Raw genomic sequence first — 26,804 nt, forward strand, 5'->3', positions numbered from 1 at the left:
GTCCCGCCGCGGGCGGGTCGTTAACCTCCGGGGTATGAAGCTCAACGACCGGATCCGCGGTGCCCGGCTGATCGGCGTGCTGACCGGCGCGGGCATCTCGACCGCCTCCGGCATCCCCGACTACCGCGGGCCCGACGGCGTCTGGACGCGCACGCCGAGTGCCGTGAACGCCTTCACGCTGAAGAACTTCATGGCCGACGCCGGGGTGCGCCGGGAGTTCTGGCGCAGCTACACCGGCCACGCGGCTTGGCGCGCCGAGCCGAACGCCGCCCACCGGGCGCTCGCCGAGCTGGACGGCTCGGGGGCCGCCGTCCGCGTGCTCACCCAGAACGTCGACGGCCTGCACCAGAAAGCCGGCCTCGCCGCGCGCAAGGTCCTCGAACTGCACGGCACCATGCACACCACGCGGTGCACGTCCTGCCCGGTCCGGCTCCCGACCACCGAAGTGCTGGAGCGCGGCGAGGAAGACCCGCGGTGCCCGGAGTGCGGCGGGATCCTCCAGCTCGACGTCGTCCTCTTCGGACAGACGCTGGACGGCGAAGTCCTCGCCCGCGCACGCAACGTCGCCGCGTCGAGCGAGGTCTTCCTGGCCGTCGGCAGCTCGCTGCAGGTAGAGCCGGCGGCGTCGCTGTGCACGATCGCCGCGCAGGCCCGTGCGACGCTGGTGATCGTCAACCGCGACCCGACGCCGTACGACGAGGAAGCCGATTTCGTGCTGCGCGAAGACATCGAGAAGGTGGTCCCGGAACTCTGCGCCGCGGTGCGCGCGTGATCCGGGAGGCCCGCGACGACGACTGGCCGCGGATCTGGCCGATCGTCCACGACGTCGTCACCGAGCGGCGGACGTTCCCGTACGACCCCGCGATGACCGAACCCGAGGCCCGGCGGAGCTGGCTGCTGCCCCCGCCGGCCCGGGTGGTGGTCGCCGTCGACGGGGAGCGGGTGACCGGAACCGCGAACATGTACGCCAACCGGCCCGGGCCCGGCAGCCACGTCGCCTCCGGCAGCCTGATGGTCGCGAGGGAGGCCCGCGGCTCGGGGGTCGGCCGCGCCCTCGCCACGGACCTGGTGGACTGGGCCCGGCGCGGCGGGTTCGCGGCGGTCCAGTTCAACGCGGTCGTCGAGGTGAACACGGCGGCGATCCGGCTGTACGAGAGCCTGGGATTCGTCACGCTCGGCACGGCGCCGGGCGCGTTCCGCCACCCCGACCACGGCGACGTCGGCCTCCGGATTTTGTGGCTGGACTTGCGATGACCGCCCGCCTTAGCATCGGCTTGGGAGGGAACCATGCGCGGTCGCTGGTGGTTGCTGCTGTTCTACGCTCCGCTCGCGGCCGGGCTCTGCGTCGCGACCAGGAACCGGTGGTGGCTCCTGTGGGCCTTCCTGATCGCGCTCGTCCCCACCGGGCTGGTGGTGACGTCCGGCTACGGCCGCGAGTGGACGGCTCGCCGCCGGTTCCGCGAGTTCTCGGAACTCGCCGACCGGATCGGCGCCCGCGACGGTGAAGTGATCAGGGAAACGCGCCGACGGTACAACGTCATCGCCTTCGACCCCGGCTTGTCCGTCGCGACGCTGTGGCCGGGAACCGAAGAGGAGGTGCGGGCGGTACTCCGCGCCAAGGTCGCCGAAGCCGGTTTCCGGGGCTGGGGCAACTGGAGCCTGCACAGCGACGACCGTCGGTGGGCCGTCCACATCGCGTTCCGCATCGCGGCCCGCGACGAGTACCACACAGGCGCCCGCTGGGAGCCCGTCCCCGATGGCCACGTCGTGACGGAAATCCAGATCGAGGCACGGAAAGGCGGCCGGCCCGGGGTCAAGCCGGTCAGGTGAGCCCGTTCTCGCCGACCAGGCGGCAGCAGCCGGCCCGGCAGTCCGCGAGGCAGTCCGCTGCGTTCTGCCGAACCCGCTGCAGCCGCGCGATCCGGTCGTCCAGCCGGGCCACCACCGCCTCCAGGCGCCAGCGCTCCGAGGCGCAGGTCGCGTCGCCCGTGTCGTGGGCGTGGAGGGCGTCGACCACCTCGTCCAAGGTGAAACCCAAGTCCTGCAACGCCTTCGCCGAGCGGATCCGGTCGGCCGCCGACGGCGGGAACACCCGGTAGCCCGACGGACGGCGCTCCGCCGCCGGGAGGACGCCGCGCCGCTCGTAGAAGCGGACCGTGTCCACGCTGACCTCCGCCGCGCGGGCCACCTCGCCGATCTTCATGCCGCTTCTCCCTTGACTCTGGAGTCAGGTCCAGACTCTAGGCTCGGATTTCCCGAGGGACAAGGAGCCCGAAAATGGAGATCCCGCCGGCCTCGACCCCGATCGCCTGCGACATGTCGACCGCTCGCGACACCCCCGGCGAGCGGCTGGCCGAGTACCGCCGGCTGTTCGCGCAGGCACTCGTCGAGCGGGAACGGACCGACATCGGCATCCGGTTCCGCTTCCGGGCCGAGCCCGGCGTCGAGGACTGGGTCCGTGACCTCGCCGCCCGCGAGAAGGCGTGCTGTCCGTTCTTCGGCTTCGACATCGCCGTCGAGGCCGGTCAAGTCCGCTGGGACGCGGCGGTTCCCGGAACCGACGAGGCCCGCGCCGTGCTCGAAGAGTTCTACGCGCTGGCCGGATGATCAGCGGGAGCGGATCGCGTCGACCAGCATGCGCACGACCTGGTCGCCGTCGACCGTCCACTTCTCCTTCGCCAGGTGGCCGCTCAGCTCCAGCCCCGCGATCCCGTGCGCGCTCGACATCAGCAGCGCGCCGTACCGCCGGGCGTCCGGTTCGCCGACGACGCCGGCGACCAGCGTCAGGAACTCGTTCTCCACCCGGGTCGCGGCCGCGGCGGCCACCGGGTCGTCGCCCACCGGGGTGCTGAACATCAGCGCGTACAGGTGCGGCTGCCGGCGGCCGACCCCGATGAGCGTCAGCAGTCCGCGCTCGAGCCGCGCGCTCGGGGTGACGTCCAGGGCGCGCAGCCGCTCCACCCCGTCCGCCACCGAGTTCCAGGCGTCGACGGCGAGCGCGGTCAGCAGGTGCTGCTTGTGTTCGAAGTGCCCGTAGGGCGCGCCGCGCGAGACGCCGGCCCGGGCCCCGACCGCGCGCAGCGTCACTGCGTCGGGCCCGCCCTCGTCGAGCAGTTCGGACGCGGCCCGGACGAGGGCGGCCCGGGTCGCGGCGGCGGTTTCGGCTCGCGTCACCATGGCGCCGATCATAGTTGACAGTGTCACACGAGTTGCGCATAGTGGTTCATATGACAGTGTCACATCAGAACGAGATCATGGTCGTCACCGGCGCGTCGACCGGCATGGGCGCCGCCACCGCCCGCGAGCTCGCCGCCCGCGGCTACCACGTCCTCGCCGGCGTCCGGCGCGAAACCGACGGCGACGCGATCCGCGCCGACGGCGTCGAGCCGGTGATCCTCGACATCACGCGACCCGAGCACGTCCAGGCCCTCGCCGACCGCATCGCCGCGGACCCGGACCGGCGCCCGTTGCGCGCCCTCGTCAACAACGCGGGCATTTCGGTCAACGCCCCCGTGGAAGCGCTTCCCCTCGACGAGTGGCGGCGGCTGTTCGACGTCAACCTGTTCGGGCACATCGCCGTCACGCAGGCTTTGCTGCCCTTCCTGCACCGCAGCCGCGGCCGGATCGTGAACATCAGCTCGGTCGGCGGGAAGGTCGCGATGGCCACGTACGGGCCGTACGCGGGGACGAAGTTCGCGCTCGAAGCGGTCAGCGACTCGCTCCGGCGCGAACTCGCCCCGCACGGCGTGCAGGTCGTGGTCGTCGAGCCCGGCGCCGTGCGGACCGAGATGGGAGACCGCGGCGCCGCCACCGCCACCGGCCTCGCCGAGAAGATGACCCCCGACCACCAGCGGCGGTACGGCGGACTCGTCCAGGCCGTCGTCGCGCATTCGCAGCGGTTCACCCGGGCGGGGCTGCCCGCGGCCAAGGCCGGAGCCGTCATCGCCGCGGCCGCCACCGCGCCGCGGCCGCGTACGCGCTACACGATCGGGCGAGACGCGGCCCTGCTGACCCGCCTCACGCGCGTCCTGCCCGACCGGCTCCTCGACCGGGTGACCGCGGCGACGCTCCGGCCTTACCTGCCGTAGCTCAGTTCCGGGCGGAGGCGAGTGGCACCGTCGCCAGCAGGTGGTGCGCCGCGACACTCGCACCGTCCCCGCGGACCTTGCCCGAGAACTCCCGCGCCCGTGTCGCGACTTCGGGGCGCAGAGCCGCTTCGAGCGCCGAGGTCAGCGCTTCGGCCGTCGGCACGCCCGGCTCGGTCGCCGCGCCCAGGCCCAGATCGCGGACCCGGCCGGCGAAGTAGTGCTGGTCGTACATCTGCGGCACGACCACCTGCGGAGCGCCCGCACGGGCCGCCGTCGTCGTCGTGCCCGCGCCACCGTGGTGGACGACCGCCGCGACGCGCCTGAACAGGGCCTGCTGGTTGACCTCGCCGATGCCGAGGCAGTCCGGCGCGGTGTCGGCGACGAGGTCCGCCCACCCGCGGGCGACGACCGCCCGGCGGCCGTGGGCCCGCGCCGCCGCGAGCGCGGCCCCGGCGACCTCTCCCGGCGCGCGCATGCTGCCGAACCCGAAGTACACCGGCGGCTCGCCCGCGTCGAGGAATTCGAGCACGTCGGCCGGCAGCGGCCGCTCGTCCGGCCAGATCCAGGCCCCCGTCTGGACGATCCGCGGGTCGCCCGGCTCGGGCCACGGCGCCAGCGCGGCGTCGGCCGCGAGCCACGGCCGGTCACTGAAGACGTGGCTCGGCAGGTCGTCGACGGGGGCCTGCCCGGCCGCCGCCCGGTATTCGTTGACCTTGCCGCCGAAAAAGGCGTTCCAGCGTTGCGCGTCTTCGTCCCAAAGGGCGCGGTTTTCCGCCTTTCCGGGCGTCCGCCACGGCATCGGCGGCGGCGCGTGCAGATCGGACGGCAACGTGATGGGACAGAAACTCGCGTAGACGTAGGCGGCGCCCGAACGTTCGGCGATCGAGCGGGTGGCGAACTGCAGGGCACCGCCGGCGACCAGGACGTCACACCCCTCGGCGGCCACGGCGATCGTCTCGAACTGCGTCGTGACGGTGTCCTCCGTGGACTTCCGGATCTGTTCGGGCGTCGGCTTGCCCTGGTGCGCCGTCGCGGTCCCGCGCAGCACCGGCCCGATCGGCACGACGTCGAAGCCCAGTTCTTCGAGCCGGTCCCGGAAGTCGGGCGGCACGCACAGCCGGACGTCCTGCCCGAGCGCTCTCAGCTCCGAAGCCAGCGCCAGCACCGGCTGCACTTCGCCCCGCGAACCGATCGTGGACAGCAGCACACGCATGAAGGAATCCCCTCGCCGGAAAAGGTGAGCCCGAATTGTGGACCCGCACCGGGGTCTTGCCACAAGCCCCGGGGTCGGCTATATCTTTGAATGGGGAGAGGGAATCATCCCAAGGTGAACGGATCCCGCGTGCCGCCGGTCAGCTCGACCCAGACGGCCTTCTCGACCAGGTACTCGTCCATCGCGTGGACGCCGTTTTCCCGTCCTAGGCCGGAGTTCTTCACCCCGCCGAACGGCACCGACGGCGCCACGACCCGGTACGCGTTGATCCACACCGTCCCGGCCCTCAGCTTCGCCGCGACGCGGTGGGCGCGGTGCACGTCCTTCGTCCACACCGCACCGGCCAGGCCGTACGGCGTGTCGTTGGCCAGGCGGATCGCCTCGGCCTCGTCGGTGAACGTCAGCGCCGCCAGCACCGGACCGAAGACCTCTTCGCGCACGACCGTCGACTCCGGCGTCACCCCGGTCAGCACCGTGGGCCGCACGAACAGCCCGCCCAGCGCCGGTTCCGCCTCGCCGCCGCAGACGACCGTCGCGCCTTCGGCCTTCGCCGTCTCCAGGTAGTGCAGCACCTTCTCGTACTGCGGCGCGTTCGCGACCGGGCCCATCTCGGTGTCCGGCTCGTTCGGGTCGCCGAGCCGGATCGCGGCGGCGCGCTCGGCGACCCGGCGGACCAGCTCGTCGTGGACGTCGGCGTGCACGATCAGCCGGGACCCGGCCATGCACGTCTGGCCGGTCGCGGCGAACACGCCCGCGATGACGCCGTTGGCCGCCGCCGCGAGGTCGGCGTCGGGGAACACCACCTGCGGCGACTTGCCGCCCAGCTCCAGCGTCACCTTGTTCAGGTTCTCCGCGGCGGCCACCGCGACCGCGCGTCCGGTGGCGGTCGAGCCGGTGAACGCGACCTTGTCGACGCCCGGGTGCCCGGCCAGCGCGGCGCCGGTCTCGCGGGAGAGCCCGGTGACGACGTTGACGACGCCGGGCGGGAACCCCGCTTCGGTGATCAGCTCGGCCAGCCCGAGCGTCGAGACGGGGGAGTGTTCGGACGGCTTGACCACGACCGTGCATCCGGCGGCCAGCGCGGGCGCGAGCTTCCAGGTGAGCAGCAGCAGCGGCGAGTTCCACGGCGTGATGGCCGCGACGACGCCGACCGGCTCGCGGCGGGTGTAGACGAGGTAGTCCGGGTTCGGCGCCGGGATCTGGCGGCCCTCGATCTTGTCGGCGAGGCCGGCGAAGTAGTGGTACCACCCGCCGAGCCCGGTGAGCTGGCCGATCATCTCGCGGTAGAGCTTGCCGGAGTCGTTCACCTCCAGCCGGGCGAGGCGCTCGGCGTGCTCACCGATGAGGTCGCCGAGCCGCCGCAGCAGGGCGGCGCGCGCGAAGCCGGTGGTCGAGCCCCACTCGCCGTCGAGGGCCGCGCGGGCCGCCGCGACCGCGTCGTCGACGTCCTCGGGACCGCCGTCGGGCACGACCGCCCAGGGCCGCCCGGTGTACGGGTTCTGGGACTCGAACGTCCGGCCCGAGCGGGCGGCGACGGCCTTTCCGTTGATCAACAGGGAAAAGCGCTGCTCATCCATGGTGCGGCCTCCTCGACCTCCGGCTGTGGTGGTTTCAGCCTGCACCCGTCCGGGTACTTGAGGTAATCCGTTCGGCAGGAGGTCAGGATGACCCTTCGCAGCGTTCTCCTGGAAGACGAGATCATCCTTTCCGTCGACGGAGTCTTCGACGGCGGTCTGGCCCCCGCGTACCACCAAGCGGTCGAAGACGCGTATGCCGCCGGAGTCCGCCGGCTGGTGGTGGACCTGACGATGACCACGGCGGTCGACGGCGGCGGAGCGGCGGTCCTGGCCGCGACGGCGTCCGGCTGCGCGGCCCGCGACACCCACCTGATCATCGCGATGCCCCGCGGCGTCGAGGCCGAGGTCCGGGACCCAGCGCAGGTCAGGCTGCTGTTACGCAGCTTCGAACCCTGGCAGGACGCCGGCTAGCGCACCCGGACCGTCAGCCGGAACCGCCGCAGTTCGGCGTCCGGCTCCCACGGCCGGGCGTGGCGCGCCACCAGCGTCGTCTCGCCCGGGGCGTCCGCGTGCAGGACGAACCGGTGCTCGCCGGTGCCGCCGGCCCGGTCCGTCGCCGGGTGGAGGGTCTCCTCGACCACCCGCAGCGGCGGCTCCGGACCGTCCAGCACCCACTGGTAGCCGGTGCCCGCGTTCTCGGGCAACCGCAGCTCCAGCCGCTCGCCGGGCGCGACGTCCGCCGCCGCGCCGTCGGCTTCGAGCGTGAGCACCTTCACCAGAGGTAGATCTCGTGGATCAGCCCGTCGGTGGCCTCCGGATACGTGATCGACCCGGCCAGCCGTCCCGACGAGGCGAGGGCCAGCAGCGCCTCGTGCACGCTGTCGCTGTTCGTCGCGAGACGCTTCCAGCCGATGCCGTCGACGTAGGCGTACCCGTTGCGGTCGGCGTTGTTGGTCCAGAGCGCGAGCACCTTCTTGGCCGACTGCCAGGCCGCGGCGGTCGTGGCCTGGGCGACGGCCTGCGGCGCGCCCGGCGGGCTGAGCACCGGGGCGACGCCCGGCTCGGCGGTCACGGTCGTCGTCGCGGCGTTCAGCTGCTCGAGGCTGAGGGGCTGGGGAGCGTTGTCCGGGCTGGCAGTGGGCGCCACCGCCACGGGCGCGCTGGACGGGCTCTTCGATGCGGCCATCTCACGGCTCCTAGAAGACGTAGGTCTCGATGATCGTGCCGTTGTTGTTGAACGCGTTGACCGGACGGCCACCCTGCTTCGCGGCGACGAGCTCGGTGAGCATCGCCTTGTTGATCACTTCGTCGTCCGAGGCGAGGTGGAGCCAGCCCAGGTCCTTGAGGTACGCCCAGGTGTTGCGGTCCTGGTCGTTGCTCCACAGGCCCAGCACCGACGTCGAGCCGGTCCACGACCGCAGGTTCACCGCGGCTACCTGCTCGACCTGCCAGGTCTCGATGCCGCACTCGCCGTAGGCGATCCGGAAGAAGCCGCCGTCGCCCCAGCTGGTGTTCCAGCTGTTCTTCGCGATCCAGCAGCCCTGGGCGTCGTCGTAGCCCACCAGCGTGACGCAGTGGCCGCCGGCCAGCGCGCCGGTGACGTGGCGGTACACGCCCGTCTTGTAGGAGAAGAAGTCCTGGTACACCAGGAAGCACGCGATCAGCGCGCCGCAGGCGGCGAGCTTCTCCTTCATCGCCGCGGGGTCGCCGGTCAGTGCGGCGTAGGACGGCGTGGTCGCGAGCCGGTTCGGCCAGTCGGCGTTCAGCTTCGCGCCGGAGCGGTTGCGGGCGCTGTACGGGAAGTAGTCCTCGTAGGTGATGCCGACGTCGTGGCAGGCCTTCAGCGCCCGGTCGGGCATCCAGCCGGTGTCGCAGGTCGCGTTGTCGTTCGCGCCGTGCGTGTAGAACAAGTGCGCTTCGGAGAGGTCGAGCTTCAGTCCCGGCTGCCCGCGCGTGAACGCGGCGACCGTCTCGACCGCGGCCACCGTCCCGAACGCGACGCACGAGCCGCAGTCGCCCTGGTCCTTGACCGGTGTGACGTAGTTGGCGCCACCCGCGTTGCGGCTGTCGAACTGCGCGGGGGCGCCGGCCCCGGAGACGGCGGTGGCGCGGGCGGCTTCACCGGCGGCGAGGGACTTCGCCCGCGATTCGAGGTCGCGCCGGTCGCTCTCCGGCGGGAGGGGCACACCCAGCCGGTGCCGCCGCTGGTCCTCTTCGAGAATGGTCATGGAGTTCTCGCCCATGACCCAGGGATGGCCTTGTGCGGCCAGTTCGGTGCGGACCCGGTCGAGCTCGACCGGAGGTGCGGGGGTACCGGGATCGGCCATGATGACTCCCCATGTCGGACGCCTCATGCGGCGCTTCGGTGACCGTGCCCGACCGTTGTACTCTCGGGCCGGTCGAGGTCACCAGGGGAGTCATCCCTTTGCCGAGGAGCAGTTTTGTGGCCGATCTTCTGTCAGGAGATCTCGACGCCGACACCGTTTTCGGCAGGCATTTCCCGCGTCAGTTCTTCGGCGAAGATGGAATCGATCTTCCGGGACGCGGTCCGCAGTTTCACCGCGCCGGCGACGAGCAGCACGAGCGCGGCGGCGGGCACGACGAGCAGCACCGGCGGCCACCCGGCCCCGACGACGGCGACGACGGAGATCACCGCGCACAAGAGGAAGAGCGTCCTGACGGCAACACGCGGCCACGCGGAGCGGGGCTTGGCGTGCCGCCCGCGCGGTGTTCCGAAAACCGGCCGCGCGAGGGCAGCGTGGACACTCATCAAAACCTCCGGAAAGTCGCCGAACCGGCCGGGACGGGGATTCCCGGCGGTGGTGCCCGTGGACACGTGGTGTGAGTCGGGACCGAGCGGGTTCCGGTTACCGGTCGTTATTGCTTCGAGTCCGGATTCACGGAAACAATTCGAGCCGGGGTCAGGTCTATTCGGAATGGGTTTCGGGCACTAGGGCCGTTGGGCCCGGATCGGGCCCGCCGGTGGTCCTAGTCGTGGCCCGGGCCCTTGCCTTTGCCCTTGCCGTGGGTCTCGGGCTTGGCCGGCTTGCCGGGGTTCGCGGCCTTGGAGGTCGTGGCGGGACGCTCGTGGGTGACGGCGGCGGGTTCGAGCTCGGCGGACTCGGTGACGCCGGGGCGTGCCGGGTCCGGAGTCCCGGATGCGGCGAGCGGAGCCTGGGTGGTCGCGGGGGAGCTGGGTACGGCCGGAGTTTGGGTCCCGGGTTCTTGCGCGGAGAGCAGCATGGCGGAGATGGCGGCAACGGCGGCAGCGGTCACCCCGGCAGCGGCGGTGAACCGGCGGCGCTGGGCTGGGGCGCTGGCCGGCGAGAGGCCGATGGCGGCGAGGATCTTGCGTGGGCCGGTGGGGGTGGGCGGGTGGGGGAGGCTGATGTCGCGCACGGTCGGGTCGAGCGGGCTGCGGTGGCCGGGGTTGCCCGACCCGGAGCGACCCCGGTCGAGGTTGTCCCACCCAGGTCCGCCCCAGCCAGAGTTGCTTGCCGCGTGGTCGGGCGGGCCGGACTCGGCGGTGGCTGCTCCGATCGGCCTGCCGCGGTCGGTCGTGCCCTGGTGGCGTTCGGCCGCGCCGGGCCAGCTGGGGTTGCTTGCCGTGAGGTCGGGCGGGCCGGACTCTCTGGCGGCTGCGCCGATGTGCCCGCCGTCGGCCGCCGCGCCGCCCCGGCCGGGGTTGCTTGCCGTCGGGGCGAGCGGGCCGGACCCCGCGCCGCTCCGTACGCCGTCGTCCTCCGTGCCCCGGCGGCCCCCCAGCCGGCCATTCCCACCTCGGCCCGTCGGCGCCGCGCGATGCCACTTCCGCAGCACCCCCGCCGCGGTGAAACGGCCGGCCATCCACGGCGCCGTCGGCGGCGGCGTGTGCAACAACCGCCGGACCTCCACCGCCGTCGGGCGGTCGGCCGGCTCGCGTCGGGTCATCCGTCGCACCGTGTGGGCCAACGACGGCGGCAGCCCCTCCGGGATGCGCGGTGGCCTCGTCAACCGGGCCATCGCCGCCTCGATCATCGTGCCCGAGTACTCGCGGTGGCCCGTTACGCACTCCAGCAGGATCAGCCCCAGCGCGTACACGTCCGCCGGGGGGCCCGCCGGCTCGCCGCCCACCTGCTCCGGTGCCAGGTACGCCGCCGTGCCCGGGACCACTCCCGTGCCCGTTATGTGCGTTGTGTCGAGGGCGTGGGCGATGCCGAAGTCGCCGATCAGCGGGCCCGCCGCGGACAGGAACACGTTGGCGGGCTTGAGATCCCGGTGGACGATCCGGCGCGCGTGCACGTGGGCCAGTGCCTCGGCGAGCCCGTCGGCCAGTGCCGTCACCTCCGCCGCCGGCAGCGGGCCGCTCAGCAGCCGCTCCGCCAGGTTCTCGCCCTCGACCAGCTGCATCACCAGGAACGTCCGGCCGTGCGCGCTGCCGCTGTCGAGCAGCGCCACCACGCCCGGGTGGGCGATGCTGCCCTGGATGCTCATCTCGCGCAGCCGGCGGCGCTGGTCCAGCGCGACCACGTCCCGGTCGTAGATCTTGACCGCGACCTCGCGCTCGAGCCGCTGGTCGTAGGCCCGGTACACGCGGGCCGTGCCGCCGCTGCCGATCAGGCGGCCGACCTCGTACCGGCCGGCCAGGAGCTGCGGCGGGTCGTCGTGGAAGGCGCGCGGGTGGACGGCGAACTCGCCGAGAGCGAAACGAGCGCACGTGTCTTCGTGCGCGTTTCCCGGTTCACCGGCGTCGTCGGCCACGGCCGCGATGTACCCCGATCGCGTGACTCGCAAACGTCAGAAGATCACGCGAAAGCGTCCACACCGGTCAGCTCCGCCGACAGCGTCCACAGTCGACGGGCCTCCTCGCGGTCCACGGCGTACCGCCGGACCCCCGACGCCGTCATGCCTTCGGCGTCCGCGGGGGACAGCTCCGCGACGTCGCAGTCCTCGAGGTACAGCCCGCCGAGCCCGGCCAGCTGCGGTGACGTCGCGGCCCAGACCGTGGTCGCCGCGCCCTGCTCCGGGGTCTTGAACTCCATCAGGAGGGTGCCGGCTTCGTCGATCCAGCCGCGCTCGATCATCTCCGCCTTCGGCAGGTGCCGCTGCAGGGGCGTCATGATGCCGCCGGGGTGCAGCGCGAACGCGTGCACGCCCCGCGCGGCGGCCAGCTCGTCGAGCCGGACGGCGAAGAGCACGTTGGCCGTCTTGGCCTGCCCGTAGGCCGCCCACTTGTCGTAGCCGCGGGTGAACTGGACGTCGTCCCAGCGAATGGGCGAGTTGTGGTGGCCGCGCGAGGACAGCGAGACGACGCGGGCGCCGTCGGCGACGGCCGGCCACAGCCGGTTGACCAGCGCGAAGTGCCCGAGGTGGTTGGTGGCGAACTGGGCTTCCCAACCCGGGCCGACGCGGGTCTCCGGGCAGGCCATGATGCCCGCGTTCGCGATGAGGAGGTCGATCCGCCGCCCGGACGCCAGGAAGCGCTCGGCGAAGGCGCGGACGCTGTCGAGGTCGCCCAGGTCCAGCTCGTCGACCTCGACGTTCTCCACGCCGGAAAGGGCTTCCCCGGCCGTCGCGCGGCGGCGGGCCGGGACGACGACGTGCGCGCCGGCGCCCGCGAGCGCGCGGGTGGTTTCGAGGCCGATCCCGGAGTACCCGCCGGTGACGACGGCGAGCTTGCCGGTGAGGTCGACACCCGCGACTGCTTCGGCGGCCGTCGTGGTGGCGCCGAAGCCCGATCCGATCTTGTGCTGTGCGGTGCTCATGTCCCCGACCGTACGAGCTGGAGCGCACTCCAGCGCAAATCGCGCGGCCGGGGCCGAAACAGGGGACAATCGACCCCGAGAGGCGCACCCGACCCAGGAAGGCTCTGATGGCCGACTACTACGGGAACCAGCCCCAGGACGTCCGCCCGGGGATCGACGCTCGCAGGTTGTGGGCAGGCGGCGTCGCGACGGCGGTGATCGCGGCCCTGCTCGCGGTCGTCGGGCTGCTGATCGCGCGCGGGGTGTTCGAGGTCGAAGTGCTGGCCCCAAAAGGAGAGGGCGTCTGGGGCAACGCGAGCACCACGACGTACGCGCTGGTCGCCGCCCTGGTGGCCCTGCTCGCCACCGGGCTGATGCACCTGCTCAGCGTCGCCACGCCCGCGCCGTCGCAGTTCTTCGGCTGGATCATGGTGCTGGTGACGCTGATCGCGGTGGTCCTGCCGCTGACGCTGACCGTCGCGCCGAGCGCGAAGATCGCGACCGCCGCGATCAACCTCGTCATCGGGCTGGTGATCGCCGCGGTGGTCAACAGCATGGCGGCGAGCGCCCGGACGCTGCACCGGCGGCGCAGCCAGCAGAGTCCCGCGCCGACCCGGCAGGAGCCCCCGCCGACCCGCTACTACGACCGGTGACCGTGGACACCGTCGACGTCCAGGAGACGAACCGTCGCGTGATCGAGCAGTTCCGGGCGGGCGGCGAGGTCGAGGGCATGCACCGCGAGCGGCTGGTGCTGCTGACGACGACGGGCCGCCGCACGGGCGAGCCGCGCACGGTCCCGATGATGGTCCACCGCGACGGCGACCGGCTGCTGGTGGTGGCGTCGAACATCGGGGCACCGCGGCACCCGGACTGGTACCTGAACCTGATCGCCGACTCCCGGGTGAAGGTGGAGGTCGACGGCGCGACGTTCACCGGCGAGGCGCTGCCGCTACTGGGGGCCGACTACGTGCGGACGTGGACGGACCTGGAGCGGCACTACCCGTTCCTGGCCGACCACCAGGCGAAGGCCAGGGCGGCGAAGCGGGTGATCCCGGTCGTGGAACTGTCCGAAGAGGACTGACCGGCCTACTTGCTCGCCACCCGCCGGTACTTCGCCGTCGCCAGGGGGGCGAACACCGCGATGATCGCCACGCAGCACAGGATCGCGTACAGCGCCGCGTTCTCCGCCGGCCACCCCGTCGGCGCCGGCCCGAACCGGTTGCCGAACAGATCCCTCGTGGCGTTGATCACCGCCGTGAACGGGTTCCAGTCCGCGATCGCCTTGAGGAACGCCGGGAGCGTCTGCGTCGGGACGAACGCCGACGAGATGAAGCTCAGCGGGAACATCCAGACCAGCCCGAGGCTCTGCGCCACCTCGACGCTGCGCGCCGCCAGGCCGATCAGCGCGCCGACCCAGGACAGGGCCCACGCGAACATCAGCATCACCAGGTAGCCCAGCAGCGCGTCCCAGAAGCTGCCGCGGATCCGCCAGCCCACGATCAGGCCGCACGCCGACATCACGACCAGCGCCACCACGCTGACCACCAGGTCGGACGTCGTCCGGCCGAGGACCACCGCGATGCGGGACATCGGGAGCGAGCGGAACCGGTCGATGATGCCCTTCTGCAGGTCGTTGGCGAAGCCGATCACGGTGAACGCCGAGTTGAACGCGACCGTCTGGGCGAAGATCCCCGCGATGAGGAACTCCCGGTAGGACGCGCCGCCCGACTCGCCGCCGATCGCGTTGCCGAAGACGTAGGCGAACAGCAGCACGAACATGATCGGCTGCAGCGTCGCGGCCATCAGCCAGTCGGGGTTGCGGCGGACGTTCATCAGGTTGCGCCACGTGATGATGCCGCCGTCCGAGATGCCCTTCGCGAACGCGTTCACTTCGCAGCCTCCTCGGCTTCGGCACCGTGGCCGGTCAGGGACAGGAACACGTCGTCGAGCGTCGGCCGGTGCAGGGCGACGTCCTGGACGGCGATGCCCTGGGCGTCGAGCTGCCGCAGCGCCTCGATGAGCGCCTTCGGCCCGGTGTCGACGAAGATCTCCGCGCGCCGCGTGTGGTCGTCGCCGGACGGCTCGCCGGTGCCCACCGCGCGCAGCACCTCCAGGGTGGGCGGCAGGTCCGCGGCCGAGGCGACGACGAGCTCCAGCCGTTCGCCGCCGATCTGCGCCTTGAGCTCGTCGGCCGTGCCGCGCGCGATCACCCGGCCGTGGTCGATCACCACGATCGAGTCGGCGAGCTGGTCGGCCTCTTCGAGGTACTGGGTGGTCAGCAGGACGGTCGTGCCGTCCGCGACCAGCTCCTTGATGACGCCCCACGTGTCGAGCCGCCCGCCCGGGTCCAGGCCGGTGGTCGGCTCGTCGAGGACCACGACGGTCGGCTCGGCGACCAGCGCGCCGGCCAGGTCGAGCCGCCGTCGCATGCCGCCCGAGTAGCCTTTCGCCGGCCGGTCCGCGGCCGCTTCGAGCGCGAACCTCGCCAGCAGCTCCCGGGCGCGCGACCGGGCGGCGGTCTTCCGCCTGCCGTAGAGCCGCCCGACCATGTACAGGTTCTCGAACCCGGTGAGGTTCTCGTCGACGGCCGCGTACTGGCCGGACAGGCCGATCCGCTGCCGCACCTCGTCGGGCTGGTCCAGCACGTCGTACCCGGCCACGCGCGCCGACCCCGAGTCCGGCCGCAGCAGCGTCGTCAGGATGCGGACCATGGTGGTCTTCCCGGCGCCGTTCGGGCCGAGCAGGCCGAGCACGCGCCCGGCCGGGATGTCGAGGTCGACGCCGTCGAGCGCGCGGGTCGAGCCGTAGGTCTTGACGAGCCCGCGCACCTGGACGGCGGTGTCCGGTTCCGGCATGACGGTTCCCCTCTCGATACCCCGTCAAGCTAGGCCACACTGTCCGCTTTGTCCTCCGGGTTTCTCCCTGAGCCGAGTCAGTTCGCCGAAAGCGTGACGGCGAGCTCCGGCGGCGTCCGCAGGGTCTGGAACACGACGCAGTAGCGCTCGGTCAGCTTTTCGAGCGTGGCGAGCTGCTCTTCGGAAGCGTCGGTGTCCAGCTCGAACGACAGCCGGATCGCGCGGAAGCCCACCGGCGCGTCCTTCGCGACGGCGAGGGTGCCGCGGAAGTCCAGCTCGCCTTCGGCGCGGACGCGGCCGCCACGCACCTCGAGGCCCAGCGACGTCGCCACCGCCCGCAGCGTCACCCCTGCGCACGCGACGAGCGCCTCGAGCAGCATGTCGCCGGAGCAGGCGAGGGTGCCGTCGCCGCCGGTCGCCGGGTGCAGCCCCGCCTCGACGACCGCGCGGCCCGTCTCGACCTTGCAGGAGATGCCGAGGCCGTCGAGCTCGGCGTCGGCGTGCAGCGTGACGAGCGCGCTTTCCGGCGCCTCGCGGTACTTGTCCTTCAGCGGGGCCTGGGTCGCGCGCAGCTCTTCGGTGTCCATGCGTCCGATTGTGCCCGCGTTTCCCGGGAAAGCGAAAAGGCGGGGAACCCGGATTTCCCGGATTCCCCGCCTTTTCAGTGCGGATTCAGCGGTTTCAGCTCAGCGTCACCGCGACGTCGTCGATCACGAACGACGTCTGCAGCGAGCTGTCCTCGGTGCCGGTGAACTTCAGCGCCAGGGTGCCGCCGGCGGCCGACGAAACGTCGATCGTCTTGAGCGCGTACCCGGACGCCTTGTTCAGGTTGGAGTAGCTGCCCAGCGTCGCGCTGCCGTTGGTGACGGTCAGCTTGTCGTAGGCGGTGGTGGTGGTCGTTTCCGCGGTGTCGATGTGCACGTAGAACGTCAGGCTGGCGTGGCAGCCCGCCGGGATGCTGACCGACTGCGCGACCGACTCCGTGTGCGTGGAGCCGTAGCCGTCGAGCCAAGCGCTGTACGTGCCGCCGTGCGCGGCTTCACCCGAGGACGCCCACTGGCCGATGGCACCGGTGGTGCCGGTCCAGCTGCCGCTGCCCGATTCGAAGCCGCCGTTGACGATCTTCTGGCCGGAGCAGCCGGTGGTGGTGCCGACGGTCCAGCTGAACGACGCCGTCCCGGTCTTGTTGGCCGCGTCCTTCGCCGTCACCGTGACGCTCGAGGTGCCCGCGGTGGTCGCGGTGCCCGAGATCGTGCCGGTGGAGGCGTTGATCGACAGGCCGGCCGGCAGGCCGGTGGCGGTCCAGGAGTACGGCGAGGTGCCGCCCGAAGCCGACAGCGGCAGGTTCACCGCGGTGCCGGTGACGGTCGACTGGTTGCCCGGGTTCGAAACCGTGACGGTGCCGGTCGCCGAGCAGGTCGGGTCGGCCGACTGCGCCGGGACGGAGATCGCGTCCCACGCCGCCTTGACGGTGTTGAACTCGGTGCAGCTGCCCGGGAAGAGGTTCTTCGCCGCGGTCAGCGTCCAGGTGCGGTACTTCAGGTACGAGCTGCTGGTGGTCTTGAGCAGCATCGCGTTGTAGAAGATCTTCACCGCGGTCTGGACACCGAGGCCGGTGACCGTGGAGCTGTTGCAGGTCGAGCTGGTCGGCTGCCCGTTGGTCGGGTTGGTGCCTTCGGCCAGCAGGTAGAACCAGTGGTTGCCGGGGCCGGCGGCCGCGTGCACCTCACCGTTGGGGACGGAGCTGTCGTAGCAGTTCTTGTCGCCCAGCGCCGACGGGTTGTACATGTTGCGGATCGGGCCGGAGCCGACGAGGTTGACCTGCTCGCCGACGAGGAAGTCCGGCTGGTCGTAGGGAGCGGGCTCGTTCGCGAACCACTCGGTCGAGGCGCCGAAGACGTCCGCGACGAACTCCTGCGTGCCCGCGCCGGAGATGCCACCCGGGGTGTGGTCGTCGATGCCGTGGCCGTGCTCGTGCGCGACGACGTCGATCGAGCCGATCCAGCCGCCGGCGGTGTTCTTGCCGATCTGGACCTGGGTGCCGTCGTAGTAGGCGTTCTGGTCGTTCAGCCCGACGCGGATCGGCCAGCCGCCGCCGCTGCCGTCGAAGCTGTTGCGGCCCAGCCACTGCGAGAGCATCTTGTTCTCGGTCTGGGCGGCGAACAGCGCGTCCACGCAGCCGGTCTCACGGTTGCTGGCGGTGCCGTTGCCCCAGAGGTCGTCCGGCCCGCTGAACGTGGTGTTGTTGGCCGCGTCCTGGCAGGACGTGTTGGTGATCGTCGGGTCCTTCAGCGAGTACGTGCTGCCCGAGTGCGTGGTGTCGAGGTGCACCGGGTTGGGGCCGTTCCACGCGCTGGTGCCGTCCCCGTTGAGGACGTGCTCCTGCGTCTTGAGCACCTTGCCGGTGGCGGCGTCGACGATGACGTCGAGCCGGCTCGGGCCTTCGGCGTCCCGGCCGACGACGGTGCTCTTCCAGGCCAGCGTCGGCGAGCCGAGCGCGTAGACGACCTGCTGGGCGGGGCTGACGCTGTCCACGGCGGACAGCTGCTGCCGCGCGGTCGCCTCGGCCGCGGCCTTCGTCACCTTGCCGGTGGTCGAGGCGAGGTTGATGGTCTGGTCCTGCGCGACGGAGGTGCCGAGCACCTGGCCCGTCGAGTTGGTCGCGACGACGAAGTCGCCGCCGACCACGGGCAGGCCCTTGTAGCTGCGCTCGTAGGGGATGTACTGGAGGCCGTTGGTCGAGGAAATCGCTTTCTGGGCCTGGAAAACGTCGTCCGCACTGGCGTGCAGCGCGGCGGGCCTGCTCGCCACCAGACCGGCGGCCGCGGTCGTGGCCTGGGCCAGGGCGCTCGGAGCCGCGTCCGGGGTGGCGTTCGGGGTGGGTTGCGCCTGTGCGGTACCGGTGATGCAGAGCGCGCCGACGAGTATGCCGGTTGCTGCCAAGACGACTGGACGTCTCAGTTCCATCGAGGGATCTCCTCCGGGCAGGGTGAACCAGACCCGGGGTTCGAGCCGGGCCGGATCAAGGGGACGAGAGGTGGTGCTGTGGAACGGAAATCAGAATCCGGTGCCGGAGCCTCGTGAACAAGCGACTAACGTACGGTCTTATCTACCGGACGCAATAACTCCCAAAAAGGACATTTCCCACTATTGGGATTCGATCGGGTGACCGTCCACTCAGGACGGGAAGCGGATCACCGCCGTTCGGGTGATCTTTCCCGCGTCCGAAACGACGAAGGCCCCTTCGCCGTGAATCGGCGAAGGGGCCTTAAGTGATACGACTGTGTCAGGCGGTCTTCTCGCGCTTCGGGAGCTTCCAGCCCGGGCGCACGAAGTGGCACGTGTACCCGTTCGGAATGCGCTGCAGGTAGTCCTGGTGCTCCGGCTCGGCTTCCCAGAAGTCGCCCACCGGGCTGACTTCGGTGACGACCTTGCCCGGCCACAGTCCGGACGCCTCGACGTCGGCGATCGTGTCTTCGGCGACGCGCTTCTGCTCGTCGTTTTCGAAGTAGATCCCCGAGCGGTAGCTCAGGCCGATGTCGTTGCCCTGACGGTTCTTCGTCGTCGGGTCGTGCACCTGGAAGAAGAACTCGAGCAGGTCGCGGAACGTCGCCTGCGAGGGGTCGTAGACGACCTCGATCGCCTCGGCGTGCGTGCCGTGGTTGCGGTAGGTGGCGTTCGGGACGTCGCCGCCGCTGTAACCGACCCGGGTCGAGATCACCCCGGGCTGGCGGCGGAACAGCTCCTGCATGCCCCAGAAGCAGCCGCCGGCCAGGACGGCCCTTTCGGTTGACGTGCTCACGGCGTCACTCCTTCTCCTCGTCTGGTGCTGCCACCTGTACAACTTCGGCGGCACACCGATGATTCCACGAGAGGATTACGGAAGCCTGACGTCACCCGGCCTGCAGCTTCGCGAGGGTGAGCACGTCGCCGCCGATGCCCCAGCCGCCGTCGGCGACCTCCTCGACCAGCACCATCGTGGTCGCGCGGGCGCGGTCGCCGTAGATCTCGGCGTACAGGTCGGTGGTGCGGGTGACGAGCTGCTCCTTCTGCTCCGGGGTGAGGGTGCCGGCGGGGACCTTGAAGTTGGCGAACGGCATGGCGAGCATCCTTTGTTATCGTCGTTGTCCTGCGTGTGTAATCGACGCTAACACAGTGAGCGGACCGACGCTACCTTCTGCTTGATATCGATGATATCCGCTGGTAGCGTCGCTGTCGTGGACGTGAGAACGCGGATTCTGGAGGCGGCGGCCGGCCTGCTGGCGCACGCGGGCGACTTCTCCACGCGGGCGGTCTGTGAGGCCGCCGGTGTGGGCGCGCCGGCGCTGTACCGGCAGTTCGGCGACAAGGACGGCCTGCTCGCCGCCGTCGTCGACAGCGGGTTCGAGAAGTACCTCGCCGGCAAGCGGGCCGCGAAGCCGTCCGGCGACCCGGTGCGCGACCTGCGCGACGGCTGGGACAACCACGTCGCGTTCGCGCTCGCCAACCCCCACCACTACCGCCTGATGTACTCGGGCCTGTCGACGCCGCCGGGAGCGGCCGCCGAGGCGCACGGCCTGCTGCTCGAGGTGCTGGAACGCTGCGCCGCCGCCGGCCGGCTGAAGGTGCCGCCGTCGCTCGCCGCGCAGATGGTCATGGCGGCCAACGCCGGCGTCGCGCTGTCGATGATCACCCGGCCGGAGCTCTACCCGGACCCCGGGTTTTCCGTCCGGGTGCGGGAAAGCGTGCTGGCCGGCGTCCTCGCGCAGACTGCGCCGGCGTCCGACGACGTCGCCGTGACGGCGACCACCCTCGCCGCCCGGCTGCCGGCGGTGTCGGCGGGGTCGGTGGGAGACCTGACGGCGGCCGAGGTGACGCTGTTGCGGGAGTGGCTGGTGCGGTTGAGCGTCCACAGTGGACACTGAGCCGGACGGCCGCGCCGGTTGGGCCGTCTGCTCGGACCCGCGCTTTCGGTGCGGCCGCGGCCGGTCCGGAGTGGGACGATGGGCCAGGGTCGGCCCCGATCCGGCCCCGGGGAGGCGCGCGATGCGCGATCAGGAAACGGCGATCCCGGAGCGGACCAGCGGTGTGCTGGTCGTCGAGGCCCGCGGTGAGGTGGACATCGACACCGTGCTGCGGTGGACGACGCTGATCGAAGCCGCCATCTGCGAACTGCCGGAGCCGCACCTGCTGGTGCTCGACCTGACGGCGCTGGAGTTCCTGTCGGCGCACGGGACCCACGGGCTGCTCGAGGCGGTGCGGAGCTGCCGGGACCGCGGGATCGCGGGCTGCCTGATCGTCAAGCCGGGAAGCGTGGCCGACCGGATGGTGCGGCTGACGGGCCTCGCCGGCCAGGTCCGGGTGTTCCCGAACCGGCTGACGGCGATCGCCGCCAGCCAGCCGGTGGAGATGCGCTGGCTACGAGGCTGAAGGGCCTGCCCCCACCGGCCAACACGCGTCCCCAGCCGGCCAACACGCGTACCCCACTGGACGACTCGCGTACCCAGACGGCCAACACGCGTACCCAGACGGACGACACGCGTACCCCACTGGACGACTCGCGTACGCAGCCGGCCGACACCCGTGCGCAGCCGGACGACACGCGTACGCAGGCGGCCAACACGCGTGCCCAGTCGGACGACACGGCCCGGAGCGAAGGCTCCGCCGTGTCGTCCGGCCAAGCACGCGTGTCGTCCGGCCAAGTACGCGTGTCGTCCAGTCAGGTACGTGTGTCGTCCGCCTGGGCACGTGTGTCGTCCGGTCAGGTACGCGTGTCGGCCGGCTGCGTGCGTGAGTTGGCTGGGCGGGTGCCGGCCGCGGGCCGGGGTCAGGCTGGTTCGCGGACCAGGTCGGCCGCGGCTTCGGCGAACGCGCGGACGCGGGCCGTCGCGGAGCCGTCGCGCCAGACGAGGCCCCACTCGAGCCGGGGTGCGCCGTCGAGGGGGACGTACGTGAGGTCCGGCCGCGGGTAGTAGCGCCGGATGTGGGCGCCGACCGGCAGCACGCCCTCGCCGGCGCCGGCCAGCGTGAGCAGCTCCTGCAGCCCGGCGCGCGGCCGCGTCACCGCGCCGGGCACCTCCCCGTCCAGCCACGGGTCCGGCAGCGCGCAGCGCAGCACCGTGACCCGCGCCAGGTCCGCGACCCCCACGGCCTCCCGTCGCGCGAACGGGTGGCCCGCCGCCACGGCGAGGAACCGCGCCTCCCGCACCAGCACCGGGCCGGTGACCAGGCCGGGGCCGTCGAGCGGGAGCCCGGCGAGCACGACGTCCACCTCGCCCTCGCGCAGCCACGGCAGGATCTCGGCCGGCCGCACCTCGCGGAACTCGACCTCGCAGCCGGGCGCCCGCCGCCGGAACAGCTCGGCCACCCCGGCCAGCAGCTGCCCGCCCGCGGCGTCACCGAACGCGACGCGCAGCGTGCCGGTGACCCCGCGTCCGGCCTCGACCGCCCGGTCCAGGGCCGCGCCGACCGCCGACCACGCCGGCCCGAGCTCGGTGAGGAGCTGCCGCCCGACCGGCGTCAGCTCGACGCGGCGGCTGGTCCGGGTGAACAGGGGCGCGCCGATCCGCCGTTCCAGCTTTCGGATCGTCTGGCTGACCTGGGCCGTCGACACGCGCAGCCGCTCCGCGGTGCGGCCGAAGTGCAGCTCCTCGGCCAGCGTGAGGAACGACTCGATCTCGCGCGTCTCCGCCATCCCGCCCCTCCATCGTTCACTCCTGCTTCACGATCGTGGCACAGAAGCGCGTTGATCGGCTTCGCGGGCGTGGCGACGCTGGGGGCATGAACCACCACGACCACCTCGAGATCGTCGACGCGCTCTACCGGTTCGGCCTCGGCCAGGACCTCAAGGACCGAGCGCTGTTCGCGTCGTCGTTCGCCGCCGACGCGGAGCTGGACTTCCGGCCGGCGGCCGCGCGCTGGGGCGCCGAGCCGCCGCTGATGACGGGCCGGGAGGCGATCGTCGACACGATCCTCGCGCTGTTCGAGGGCCGCGTCGACACGACGCACCAGGTGACCAACCCGCGCGTCACGGTCGACGGCGACACCGCGCGGCTGACGGCCCTGGTCGAGGCCCAGCACCTGCTGAGCGACGACCACAGCAAGCACGCGCTGCTGAAGAACCGCTACGACGTCACGCTCGTCCGCGACGGCGACCGCTGGGTCATGCGCCGGGTGCTGATCGAAAACGCTTGGTACACCGGCGATCCCGGCGCGATCTTCGGCTGAGGCGACTACTCGCCGCGCATCGACCGGCGGATCTCGGCGAGCCGGTCCTTGGCGGCCTGGTCGCGGTCGGCGATCTTCTTGTCCAGGGTCTCCGTCGTGTTCTCCGTGCCCAGCCCCGCGACGTCCTGGGCGCCCAGCGACGTCGTGTAGCGGTTCTCGATCTTGTCCCGGACGAAGTCGAAGCTGGGCACGCCGCCCTCGCTGTAGTCCGGGTCCGGCAGCGGCGGCGAGGGGATCGCGAGCGCGGCGGTCGGCGTGTCGTCGACGATCTCGCCGTCCACGACGTTCGGGTCCTCGGGTTTGTCCATGCCCCGACTTTAGCCTCGGAGTGGGCACTCCCACCGGTACCCCAGTGGGTAATTCGGCCGTGTGCCGGGATCGTCCGGTGCGGAATTCTCGACGCGCAGAGCCGGAATCCGGAGGGAGCAGACCATGAGTGCCGGGGCCTACCGCGCCGAAACCACCGAAATGGGGACGGTCGCCAAGGCGGTCGAGGAAGTCGGGTCGTCCTTCCTGTCGACCACTCGCGACCTGGAAGGCCTGGTGCTGGACGCGATGTCGTTCGCCGGCATCGGCAGCGGGGTCGCCGCCGCGAACTCGGCGTTGCACTCTTCGCTGGGCAGCGCGCTGCAGAAGTTCCTGAGCCTGATCACGAACGTCAACCAGAACGTCCAGACGGCCGCGAACGGGTACAACGCGGCCGACTCCGACGTCGCGCAGGCCTACGGCGGCGGCCAGAACGCCGCGCAGGGCGGCGGGGGAGCGGCGGCCGCGGCGGCACCGCCGCAGCTCGACGCGCGGGTCGTCGACTCGATCATGCGCTCCGAAGGCGCGACGGGCGAGCAGGGCGGCGTGCCGGAGGCGTACGGCTTCCGGCAGAACATGCACAACGGCTACGACCGGATCATCGCCGCGCGCGAGCAGTACGGCATCGGCAGCGCGGAAGAACGCGCCGTCGTCTCGGACCTGATGACGGCGAACGCGCGTTCCGCGGGCGCGCTCAACTTCACCGACGCCGGCGCCCAGGCCGCGGTCATGTCCGGCGCGCACATGCGCGGCGCCGGCGGCGTGCGCGCGATCATCAACCACATGGCGGGCGACGACATCGTCCGCAGCTCGGGCACGATCAGCGACGCGGCCGTCCAGCACGCGCAGGGCCTCACGCCCGAGCAGTTCCAGCAGGAGTTCCACGACGCGCGCATCGAGTACGACCGCCAGATCTACGGGGACACGACCACCCGCCAGGGCGGTCACACGGCGAACTGGTGGGACCGCTACGGCAACGGCCTGACCCAGCGCTACGACCGTGAGCAGAACGAGTTCCTCCGGCTGTCGCAGCCGAGGGAGTGATCTTCGGTTCGAAGATCGCAAAACTGGGCATGCTACCTCCTGTAGCCGAACGACAACGGGAGGCGCGTCATGAACCGGAGGATGATCGCACTACTGGGCGGGGTCGCCGCGATGGCGGGGACCGTGGTGTTCGCGGGAACGGCGGAAGCGGCGTCGTCGACGCCGTGCAGCGCCGCCGCGAAGGCCTGCGTCCAGCGCAGTTCGAACACCGCGTGGCTGACCGACGGCGCCGGGCACGTCACCTACGGGGGCGTTCCGATCACGGTTGGGCTCGCGAAGTACCCGACGCCCGTCGGGACGTTCCACGTGCAGTACAAGGACATCGACCACTACAGCAGGCAGTTCAACGGGCCGATGCCGTACTCGGTGTTCTTCACGAACACCGGCGTGGCGTTCCACCAGGGCAGCCTGAAGGTGAAGTCGCACGGGTGCGTGCACCTTTCGCACGCGGCAGCGGTGACGTTCTACAACTCGCTGCACCCCGGTGACGTCGTCCAGGTCGTGCGCTGACCCGTCCCTTGTGGACGGTCGAGGAGCGCGCCGGTGACGGCGCCGAAGACCAGGTGGTCCAGGACCTGCGGGGCGCGGGGAAGCGCCCGCACGGCCGGGTAGGCCCGGCCGGCTACGCCCAGGTCCAGCGCCGCGATCGCGAGTCCGGCCGCCGCGCCCCGGAGCAGTCCGAGGCGCCGGCGGCGGGCGGTCGCGGCGAGGACCCCGGTCCAGACGGCCGAGACGACGACGTGCGCGATCAGCCCGGCGGCGACGCCGGGCCGGTCGCGCCGGCCGGGCAGCAGCGTGCCGGCGGCGCGGGTCGCGGTGAGCGGGTCACGGCCGGTGAGCAGGGCGTGGGCGGTCGACGGGATCCCGCTCACGACGGCGGCGGCGACCCCGGCGCGGACGGCCCGCCGGCGCAGGTCGCTCATGTCATCCGGCGGCCAGGTACGCGGCGACGCGGATGCGCAGGCCGCGGACCAGCGGCAGCGCGATCGTGAAGCTGCGCGCCGGCCGGTAGCCGGGCCACGGATCGCCGTGGGTGCACGGCCCGGCGAAGTACACGAAACCGTCTTCGTCGTCGTAACGGCCGGGTGACCAGCGTTTCGCGTCGCCCGCCCGGCGGTCCAGGCAGTCGGCGCGCGCCAGCCAGTACGCCTCGTGCTTCATCACGCGCTTGAGCTGCGCGGCGAAGGCCGGCAGCTGATCTTCGGGCAGGCCGAGCCCGCGGCTGCCCCACACCCGCGGTGCGCGTTCGTACGTGCGCCCGGGGCAGCCGAACGTGACCTCGCCACCGGCGTAGCGGCGGGTCCATTGGCCGGTTTCCCTTGTCAGGGCGGAAAAAGAGGATCCGCCGGTGATCTCCAGCGTCATGGGGGAACGATAGTCGATCACGCGCTGACGGGTACCGCCGCGCGGGTGTCGATCAGTGATCCCATGGTGTATACAGTATGCAGTAGGCTAGCGTGGGCAGAGGAGACCGCCATGTATTCCGTCACCAACCCCGCCACCGGTGAGCTCGTGGAGGAGATCCCGAACGCGACCGACGAGGAGGTCCGCGCCGCGATCGACCGCGTGCACGGCGGGTTCGCGGCCTGGCGTGCCAGGCCGGTCGCCGAGCGGGCCGCGATCGTGCTGCGCGCCGCGGAGCTGTTCGCCGAACGCGCCGACGAGCTGGCCGCGATCATGACCCTCGAGATGGGCAAGCGGATCAACGAGGGCCGCGGCGAGGTCGGCGTCGTCGTCGACATCTTCCGGTACTACGGCGACCGCGGCCCGGACCTGCTCGCCGACGAGCCGATCCCGATCCGCGGCGGCAAGGCCGTGCTGACGAAGGAGCCGATCGGGGCGCTGCTCGGCGTCATGCCGTGGAACTTCCCGGCCTACCAGGTCGCCCGGTTCGTCGCGCCGAACCTGGTGCTGGGCAACACGATCCTGCTCAAGCACGCGTCGATCTGCCCGCGCTCGGCGGCGGCCATCGAGAGCGTGCTGCGCGACGCCGGCGTGCCCGACGACGCGTACGTGAACGTGTTCGCGTCGAGCCGTCAGGTCCCGTGGATCCTCGCCGACCCGCGCCTGGTCGGGGTCTCGCTGACCGGCAGCGAGCAGGCGGGGATTTCGGTCGCGGCCGAAGCCGGGCGGAACCTCAAGAAGTGCGTCCTGGAGCTGGGCGGGTCCGACCCGCTGATCGTGCTGGACACCGACGACCTGGACGAAACGGTCAAGGTCACCGCGACCGCCCGGATGCGCAACTGCGGCCAGTCGTGCAACGCGCCCAAGCGGATGATCGTGCTGGGCGAGCTGTACGACGAGTTCGTGGACCGCCTGGCCAAGCGCGTGGCGGAGTACTACGTACCGGGCGACCCGGCCGACCCGGCGACGACGTTGCCGCCCCTGGCCTCGAAGGCGGCGGCGGACGAGGTGGCAGCCCAGGTCGAGACGGCGATCCGCGAGGGAGCGACCCTGCGCGCGGGCGGCCGCCGGGTGCCGGGCCCGGGCGCGTACCTGGAGGCGACGGTGCTCACGGACGTGACCCCGGAGATGGCGGCGTACCACGAGGAGATCTTCGGCCCGGTGGTGCTGGTGTTCCGCGCGGAGACGGAGGACGAGGCGGTGGCCCTGGCCAACGACACACCGTTCGGCCTGGGCGCGAGCGTGTTCGGCACGGACCGCGAGCGAGCGGTCAGGGTGGCTCGGCGTATTGAGGCGGGGATGGTGTATTTGAACAAGTCCGGTGGTTCGGAGGCGGACCTGCCGTTCGGGGGTATCAAGCGGTCGGGCATCGGGCGGGAGCTGGGTCCGCTGGGGATCGAGGAGTTCATGAACAAGAAACCGATCCGCCTCTGAAAGCCACGTTCGGC

34 protein-coding genes are annotated in these 26,804 nt (G+C 71.7%); 14 read left to right on the forward strand and 20 right to left on the reverse strand.

From position 1 onward, the window contains the following. The first annotated feature begins 34 nt into the window (after window positions 1–34). Genes ACZ7OU_RS46950 through ACZ7OU_RS46960 form a run of 3 tightly spaced genes read left to right on the forward strand, consistent with a single transcriptional unit; the run spans window position 35 to window position 1,830 of the window. On the forward strand, window positions 35–772 hold the full coding sequence (locus ACZ7OU_RS46950; RefSeq protein ID WP_470260244.1) for an SIR2 family NAD-dependent protein deacylase: 738 nt from the start codon (window positions 35–37) through the stop codon (window positions 770–772). Beyond that, a complete protein-coding gene (locus tag ACZ7OU_RS46955) occupies window positions 769–1,254 on the forward strand; it encodes a GNAT family N-acetyltransferase (RefSeq protein ID WP_470260245.1) in 486 nt (161 codons plus the stop codon). The genes ACZ7OU_RS46950 and ACZ7OU_RS46955 overlap by 4 nt, the downstream gene beginning before the upstream one ends. Before the next feature lie 33 nt (window positions 1,255–1,287). Then, complete coding sequence (locus ACZ7OU_RS46960; protein ID WP_470260246.1) at window positions 1,288–1,830, forward strand: hypothetical protein; 543 nt, start codon at window positions 1,288–1,290, stop codon at window positions 1,828–1,830. Here ACZ7OU_RS46960 and ACZ7OU_RS46965 read toward each other — a convergent pair. After that, the gene (locus ACZ7OU_RS46965; RefSeq protein WP_470260247.1) at window positions 1,823–2,203 is read right to left on the reverse strand and encodes a MerR family transcriptional regulator; all 381 of its coding nucleotides are present in this window, start codon (window positions 2,201–2,203) and stop codon (window positions 1,823–1,825) included. The two genes, ACZ7OU_RS46960 and ACZ7OU_RS46965, sit on opposite strands and share 8 nt — an antisense overlap. A 74-nt stretch (window positions 2,204–2,277) precedes the next feature. Here ACZ7OU_RS46965 and ACZ7OU_RS46970 point away from each other — a divergent pair, with 74 nt between their 5' ends. Next, on the forward strand, window positions 2,278–2,607 hold the full coding sequence (locus tag ACZ7OU_RS46970; RefSeq protein WP_470260248.1) for a hypothetical protein: 330 nt from the start codon (window positions 2,278–2,280) through the stop codon (window positions 2,605–2,607). Here ACZ7OU_RS46970 and ACZ7OU_RS46975 read toward each other — a convergent pair whose 3' ends face one another. Then, window positions 2,608–3,177, reverse strand: a complete 570-nt coding sequence (locus tag ACZ7OU_RS46975) for a TetR/AcrR family transcriptional regulator (protein WP_470260249.1) — start codon at window positions 3,175–3,177, stop codon at window positions 2,608–2,610. It lies immediately after the preceding gene. Window positions 3,178–3,227: 50 nt separating this feature from the next. Here ACZ7OU_RS46975 and ACZ7OU_RS46980 point away from each other — a divergent pair, with 50 nt between their 5' ends. Further along, the gene (locus ACZ7OU_RS46980; protein WP_470260250.1) at window positions 3,228–4,088 is read left to right on the forward strand and encodes an SDR family NAD(P)-dependent oxidoreductase; all 861 of its coding nucleotides are present in this window, start codon (window positions 3,228–3,230) and stop codon (window positions 4,086–4,088) included. Between the two features lies 1 nt (window position 4,089). On the opposite strand, the gene ACZ7OU_RS46985 is transcribed toward ACZ7OU_RS46980, so the two are convergent. Together ACZ7OU_RS46985 and ACZ7OU_RS46990 are read right to left on the reverse strand one after the other, a co-directional pair. Continuing rightward, on the reverse strand, window positions 4,090–5,301 hold the full coding sequence (locus ACZ7OU_RS46985; protein ID WP_470260251.1) for a glycosyltransferase: 1,212 nt from the start codon (window positions 5,299–5,301) through the stop codon (window positions 4,090–4,092). Window positions 5,302–5,405: 104 nt separating this feature from the next. Next, on the reverse strand, window positions 5,406–6,878 hold the full coding sequence (locus ACZ7OU_RS46990; RefSeq protein ID WP_470260252.1) for an aldehyde dehydrogenase: 1,473 nt from the start codon (window positions 6,876–6,878) through the stop codon (window positions 5,406–5,408). Between the two features lie 87 nt (window positions 6,879–6,965). On the opposite strand from ACZ7OU_RS46990, the gene ACZ7OU_RS46995 reads away from it, so the two are divergent. Then, window positions 6,966–7,289 carry an STAS domain-containing protein gene (locus tag ACZ7OU_RS46995; protein WP_470260253.1) on the forward strand — a complete coding sequence of 108 codons (324 nt, stop codon included), beginning with the start codon at window positions 6,966–6,968 and terminating at the stop codon, window positions 7,287–7,289. On the opposite strand, the gene ACZ7OU_RS47000 is transcribed toward ACZ7OU_RS46995, so the two are convergent. The 6 genes from ACZ7OU_RS47000 to ACZ7OU_RS47025 all read right to left on the reverse strand — a co-directional run bounded on the left by ACZ7OU_RS47000 (window position 7,286) and on the right by ACZ7OU_RS47025 (window position 12,562). Then, entirely contained in the window at window positions 7,286–7,594 is a 309-nt protein-coding gene (locus ACZ7OU_RS47000; RefSeq protein WP_470243549.1) for a protease inhibitor I42 family protein, read from the reverse strand. The genes ACZ7OU_RS46995 and ACZ7OU_RS47000 overlap by 4 nt on opposite strands. Further along, complete coding sequence (locus tag ACZ7OU_RS47005) at window positions 7,591–8,004, reverse strand: hypothetical protein (RefSeq protein ID WP_470260254.1); 414 nt, start codon at window positions 8,002–8,004, stop codon at window positions 7,591–7,593. Before ACZ7OU_RS47005 ends, ACZ7OU_RS47000 begins: the two co-directional genes overlap by 4 nt. A gap of 10 nt (window positions 8,005–8,014) precedes the next feature. Continuing rightward, window positions 8,015–9,145 carry a C1 family peptidase gene (locus ACZ7OU_RS47010; protein ID WP_470260255.1) on the reverse strand — a complete coding sequence of 377 codons (1,131 nt, stop codon included), beginning with the start codon at window positions 9,143–9,145 and terminating at the stop codon, window positions 8,015–8,017. A gap of 131 nt (window positions 9,146–9,276) precedes the next feature. Beyond that, the gene (locus ACZ7OU_RS47015) at window positions 9,277–9,471 is read right to left on the reverse strand and encodes a hypothetical protein (RefSeq protein ID WP_470243546.1); all 195 of its coding nucleotides are present in this window, start codon (window positions 9,469–9,471) and stop codon (window positions 9,277–9,279) included. Window positions 9,472–9,806: 335 nt separating this feature from the next. After that, entirely contained in the window at window positions 9,807–11,591 is a 1,785-nt protein-coding gene (locus ACZ7OU_RS47020; protein WP_470260256.1) for a serine/threonine-protein kinase, read from the reverse strand. 11 nt (window positions 11,592–11,602) lie between these two features. Further along, entirely contained in the window at window positions 11,603–12,562 is a 960-nt protein-coding gene (locus tag ACZ7OU_RS47025; protein ID WP_470260257.1) for an SDR family NAD(P)-dependent oxidoreductase, read from the reverse strand. Window positions 12,563–12,669: 107 nt separating this feature from the next. Here ACZ7OU_RS47025 and ACZ7OU_RS47030 point away from each other — a divergent pair, with 107 nt between their 5' ends. Further along, window positions 12,670–13,194: a DUF6069 family protein gene (locus tag ACZ7OU_RS47030; RefSeq protein WP_470243543.1), complete on the forward strand. Its 525-nt coding sequence runs from the start codon at window positions 12,670–12,672 to the stop codon at window positions 13,192–13,194. Continuing rightward, on the forward strand, window positions 13,191–13,622 hold the full coding sequence (locus ACZ7OU_RS47035) for a nitroreductase/quinone reductase family protein (RefSeq protein ID WP_470243542.1): 432 nt from the start codon (window positions 13,191–13,193) through the stop codon (window positions 13,620–13,622). The genes ACZ7OU_RS47030 and ACZ7OU_RS47035 overlap by 4 nt, the downstream gene beginning before the upstream one ends. A 5-nt stretch (window positions 13,623–13,627) precedes the next feature. On the opposite strand, the gene ACZ7OU_RS47040 is transcribed toward ACZ7OU_RS47035, so the two are convergent. The 6 genes from ACZ7OU_RS47040 to ACZ7OU_RS47065 form a co-directional block, all read right to left on the reverse strand. Beyond that, window positions 13,628–14,431 carry an ABC transporter permease gene (locus ACZ7OU_RS47040; RefSeq protein WP_470260258.1) on the reverse strand — a complete coding sequence of 268 codons (804 nt, stop codon included), beginning with the start codon at window positions 14,429–14,431 and terminating at the stop codon, window positions 13,628–13,630. Then, the gene (locus ACZ7OU_RS47045; protein ID WP_470260259.1) at window positions 14,428–15,396 is read right to left on the reverse strand and encodes an ATP-binding cassette domain-containing protein; all 969 of its coding nucleotides are present in this window, start codon (window positions 15,394–15,396) and stop codon (window positions 14,428–14,430) included. The genes ACZ7OU_RS47040 and ACZ7OU_RS47045 overlap by 4 nt, the downstream gene beginning before the upstream one ends. Before the next feature lie 77 nt (window positions 15,397–15,473). Then, window positions 15,474–15,983 (reverse strand): OsmC family protein, encoded by a 510-nt coding sequence (locus tag ACZ7OU_RS47050; protein WP_470260260.1) that lies wholly within the window; start codon window positions 15,981–15,983, stop codon window positions 15,474–15,476. A 94-nt stretch (window positions 15,984–16,077) separates the two neighbouring features. Continuing rightward, entirely contained in the window at window positions 16,078–18,363 is a 2,286-nt protein-coding gene (locus ACZ7OU_RS47055; protein WP_470260261.1) for a M4 family metallopeptidase, read from the reverse strand. A gap of 319 nt (window positions 18,364–18,682) precedes the next feature. Then, window positions 18,683–19,198, reverse strand: coding sequence for a peptide-methionine (S)-S-oxide reductase MsrA (msrA, locus tag ACZ7OU_RS47060; RefSeq protein WP_470260262.1), 516 nt, complete (start codon window positions 19,196–19,198; stop codon window positions 18,683–18,685). Window positions 19,199–19,289: 91 nt separating this feature from the next. Continuing rightward, window positions 19,290–19,496, reverse strand: a complete 207-nt coding sequence (locus ACZ7OU_RS47065) for a 4-oxalocrotonate tautomerase family protein (protein WP_285479786.1) — start codon at window positions 19,494–19,496, stop codon at window positions 19,290–19,292. 117 nt (window positions 19,497–19,613) lie between these two features. On the opposite strand from ACZ7OU_RS47065, the gene ACZ7OU_RS47070 reads away from it, so the two are divergent. Together ACZ7OU_RS47070 and ACZ7OU_RS47075 are read left to right on the forward strand one after the other, a co-directional pair. Continuing rightward, the gene (locus tag ACZ7OU_RS47070) at window positions 19,614–20,300 is read left to right on the forward strand and encodes a TetR/AcrR family transcriptional regulator (protein ID WP_470260263.1); all 687 of its coding nucleotides are present in this window, start codon (window positions 19,614–19,616) and stop codon (window positions 20,298–20,300) included. A 121-nt stretch (window positions 20,301–20,421) separates the two neighbouring features. Next, entirely contained in the window at window positions 20,422–20,805 is a 384-nt protein-coding gene (locus ACZ7OU_RS47075; protein ID WP_470260264.1) for an STAS domain-containing protein, read from the forward strand. 397 nt (window positions 20,806–21,202) lie between these two features. Here ACZ7OU_RS47075 and ACZ7OU_RS47080 read toward each other — a convergent pair whose 3' ends face one another. Then, the gene (locus tag ACZ7OU_RS47080; protein WP_470260265.1) at window positions 21,203–22,069 is read right to left on the reverse strand and encodes a LysR family transcriptional regulator; all 867 of its coding nucleotides are present in this window, start codon (window positions 22,067–22,069) and stop codon (window positions 21,203–21,205) included. 86 nt (window positions 22,070–22,155) lie between these two features. On the opposite strand from ACZ7OU_RS47080, the gene ACZ7OU_RS47085 reads away from it, so the two are divergent. Further along, window positions 22,156–22,602, forward strand: a complete 447-nt coding sequence (locus ACZ7OU_RS47085) for a nuclear transport factor 2 family protein (RefSeq protein ID WP_470260266.1) — start codon at window positions 22,156–22,158, stop codon at window positions 22,600–22,602. A gap of 5 nt (window positions 22,603–22,607) precedes the next feature. Here ACZ7OU_RS47085 and ACZ7OU_RS47090 read toward each other — a convergent pair whose 3' ends face one another. After that, window positions 22,608–22,910, reverse strand: coding sequence for a hypothetical protein (locus ACZ7OU_RS47090; RefSeq protein ID WP_470243531.1), 303 nt, complete (start codon window positions 22,908–22,910; stop codon window positions 22,608–22,610). 124 nt (window positions 22,911–23,034) lie between these two features. On the opposite strand from ACZ7OU_RS47090, the gene ACZ7OU_RS47095 reads away from it, so the two are divergent. Continuing rightward, window positions 23,035–23,952: a hypothetical protein gene (locus ACZ7OU_RS47095; protein ID WP_470260267.1), complete on the forward strand. Its 918-nt coding sequence runs from the start codon at window positions 23,035–23,037 to the stop codon at window positions 23,950–23,952. Between the two features lie 69 nt (window positions 23,953–24,021). Beyond that, window positions 24,022–24,462: a L,D-transpeptidase gene (locus tag ACZ7OU_RS47100; RefSeq protein WP_470243529.1), complete on the forward strand. Its 441-nt coding sequence runs from the start codon at window positions 24,022–24,024 to the stop codon at window positions 24,460–24,462. On the opposite strand, the gene ACZ7OU_RS47105 is transcribed toward ACZ7OU_RS47100, so the two are convergent. Together ACZ7OU_RS47105 and ACZ7OU_RS47110 are read right to left on the reverse strand one after the other, a co-directional pair. Then, the gene (locus ACZ7OU_RS47105) at window positions 24,417–24,875 is read right to left on the reverse strand and encodes a hypothetical protein (protein ID WP_470260268.1); all 459 of its coding nucleotides are present in this window, start codon (window positions 24,873–24,875) and stop codon (window positions 24,417–24,419) included. The two genes, ACZ7OU_RS47100 and ACZ7OU_RS47105, sit on opposite strands and share 46 nt — an antisense overlap. A gap of 1 nt (window position 24,876) precedes the next feature. Beyond that, on the reverse strand, window positions 24,877–25,317 hold the full coding sequence (locus tag ACZ7OU_RS47110; RefSeq protein WP_470260269.1) for a hypothetical protein: 441 nt from the start codon (window positions 25,315–25,317) through the stop codon (window positions 24,877–24,879). A gap of 111 nt (window positions 25,318–25,428) precedes the next feature. Between ACZ7OU_RS47110 and ACZ7OU_RS47115 the strand changes: the two genes are divergently transcribed. Beyond that, window positions 25,429–26,790 (forward strand): NAD-dependent succinate-semialdehyde dehydrogenase, encoded by a 1,362-nt coding sequence (locus tag ACZ7OU_RS47115; protein ID WP_470260270.1) that lies wholly within the window; start codon window positions 25,429–25,431, stop codon window positions 26,788–26,790. Window positions 26,791–26,804 lie beyond the last annotated feature (14 nt).

The sequence above is a fragment of the Amycolatopsis sp. NPDC114505 genome (assembly GCF_055633615.1).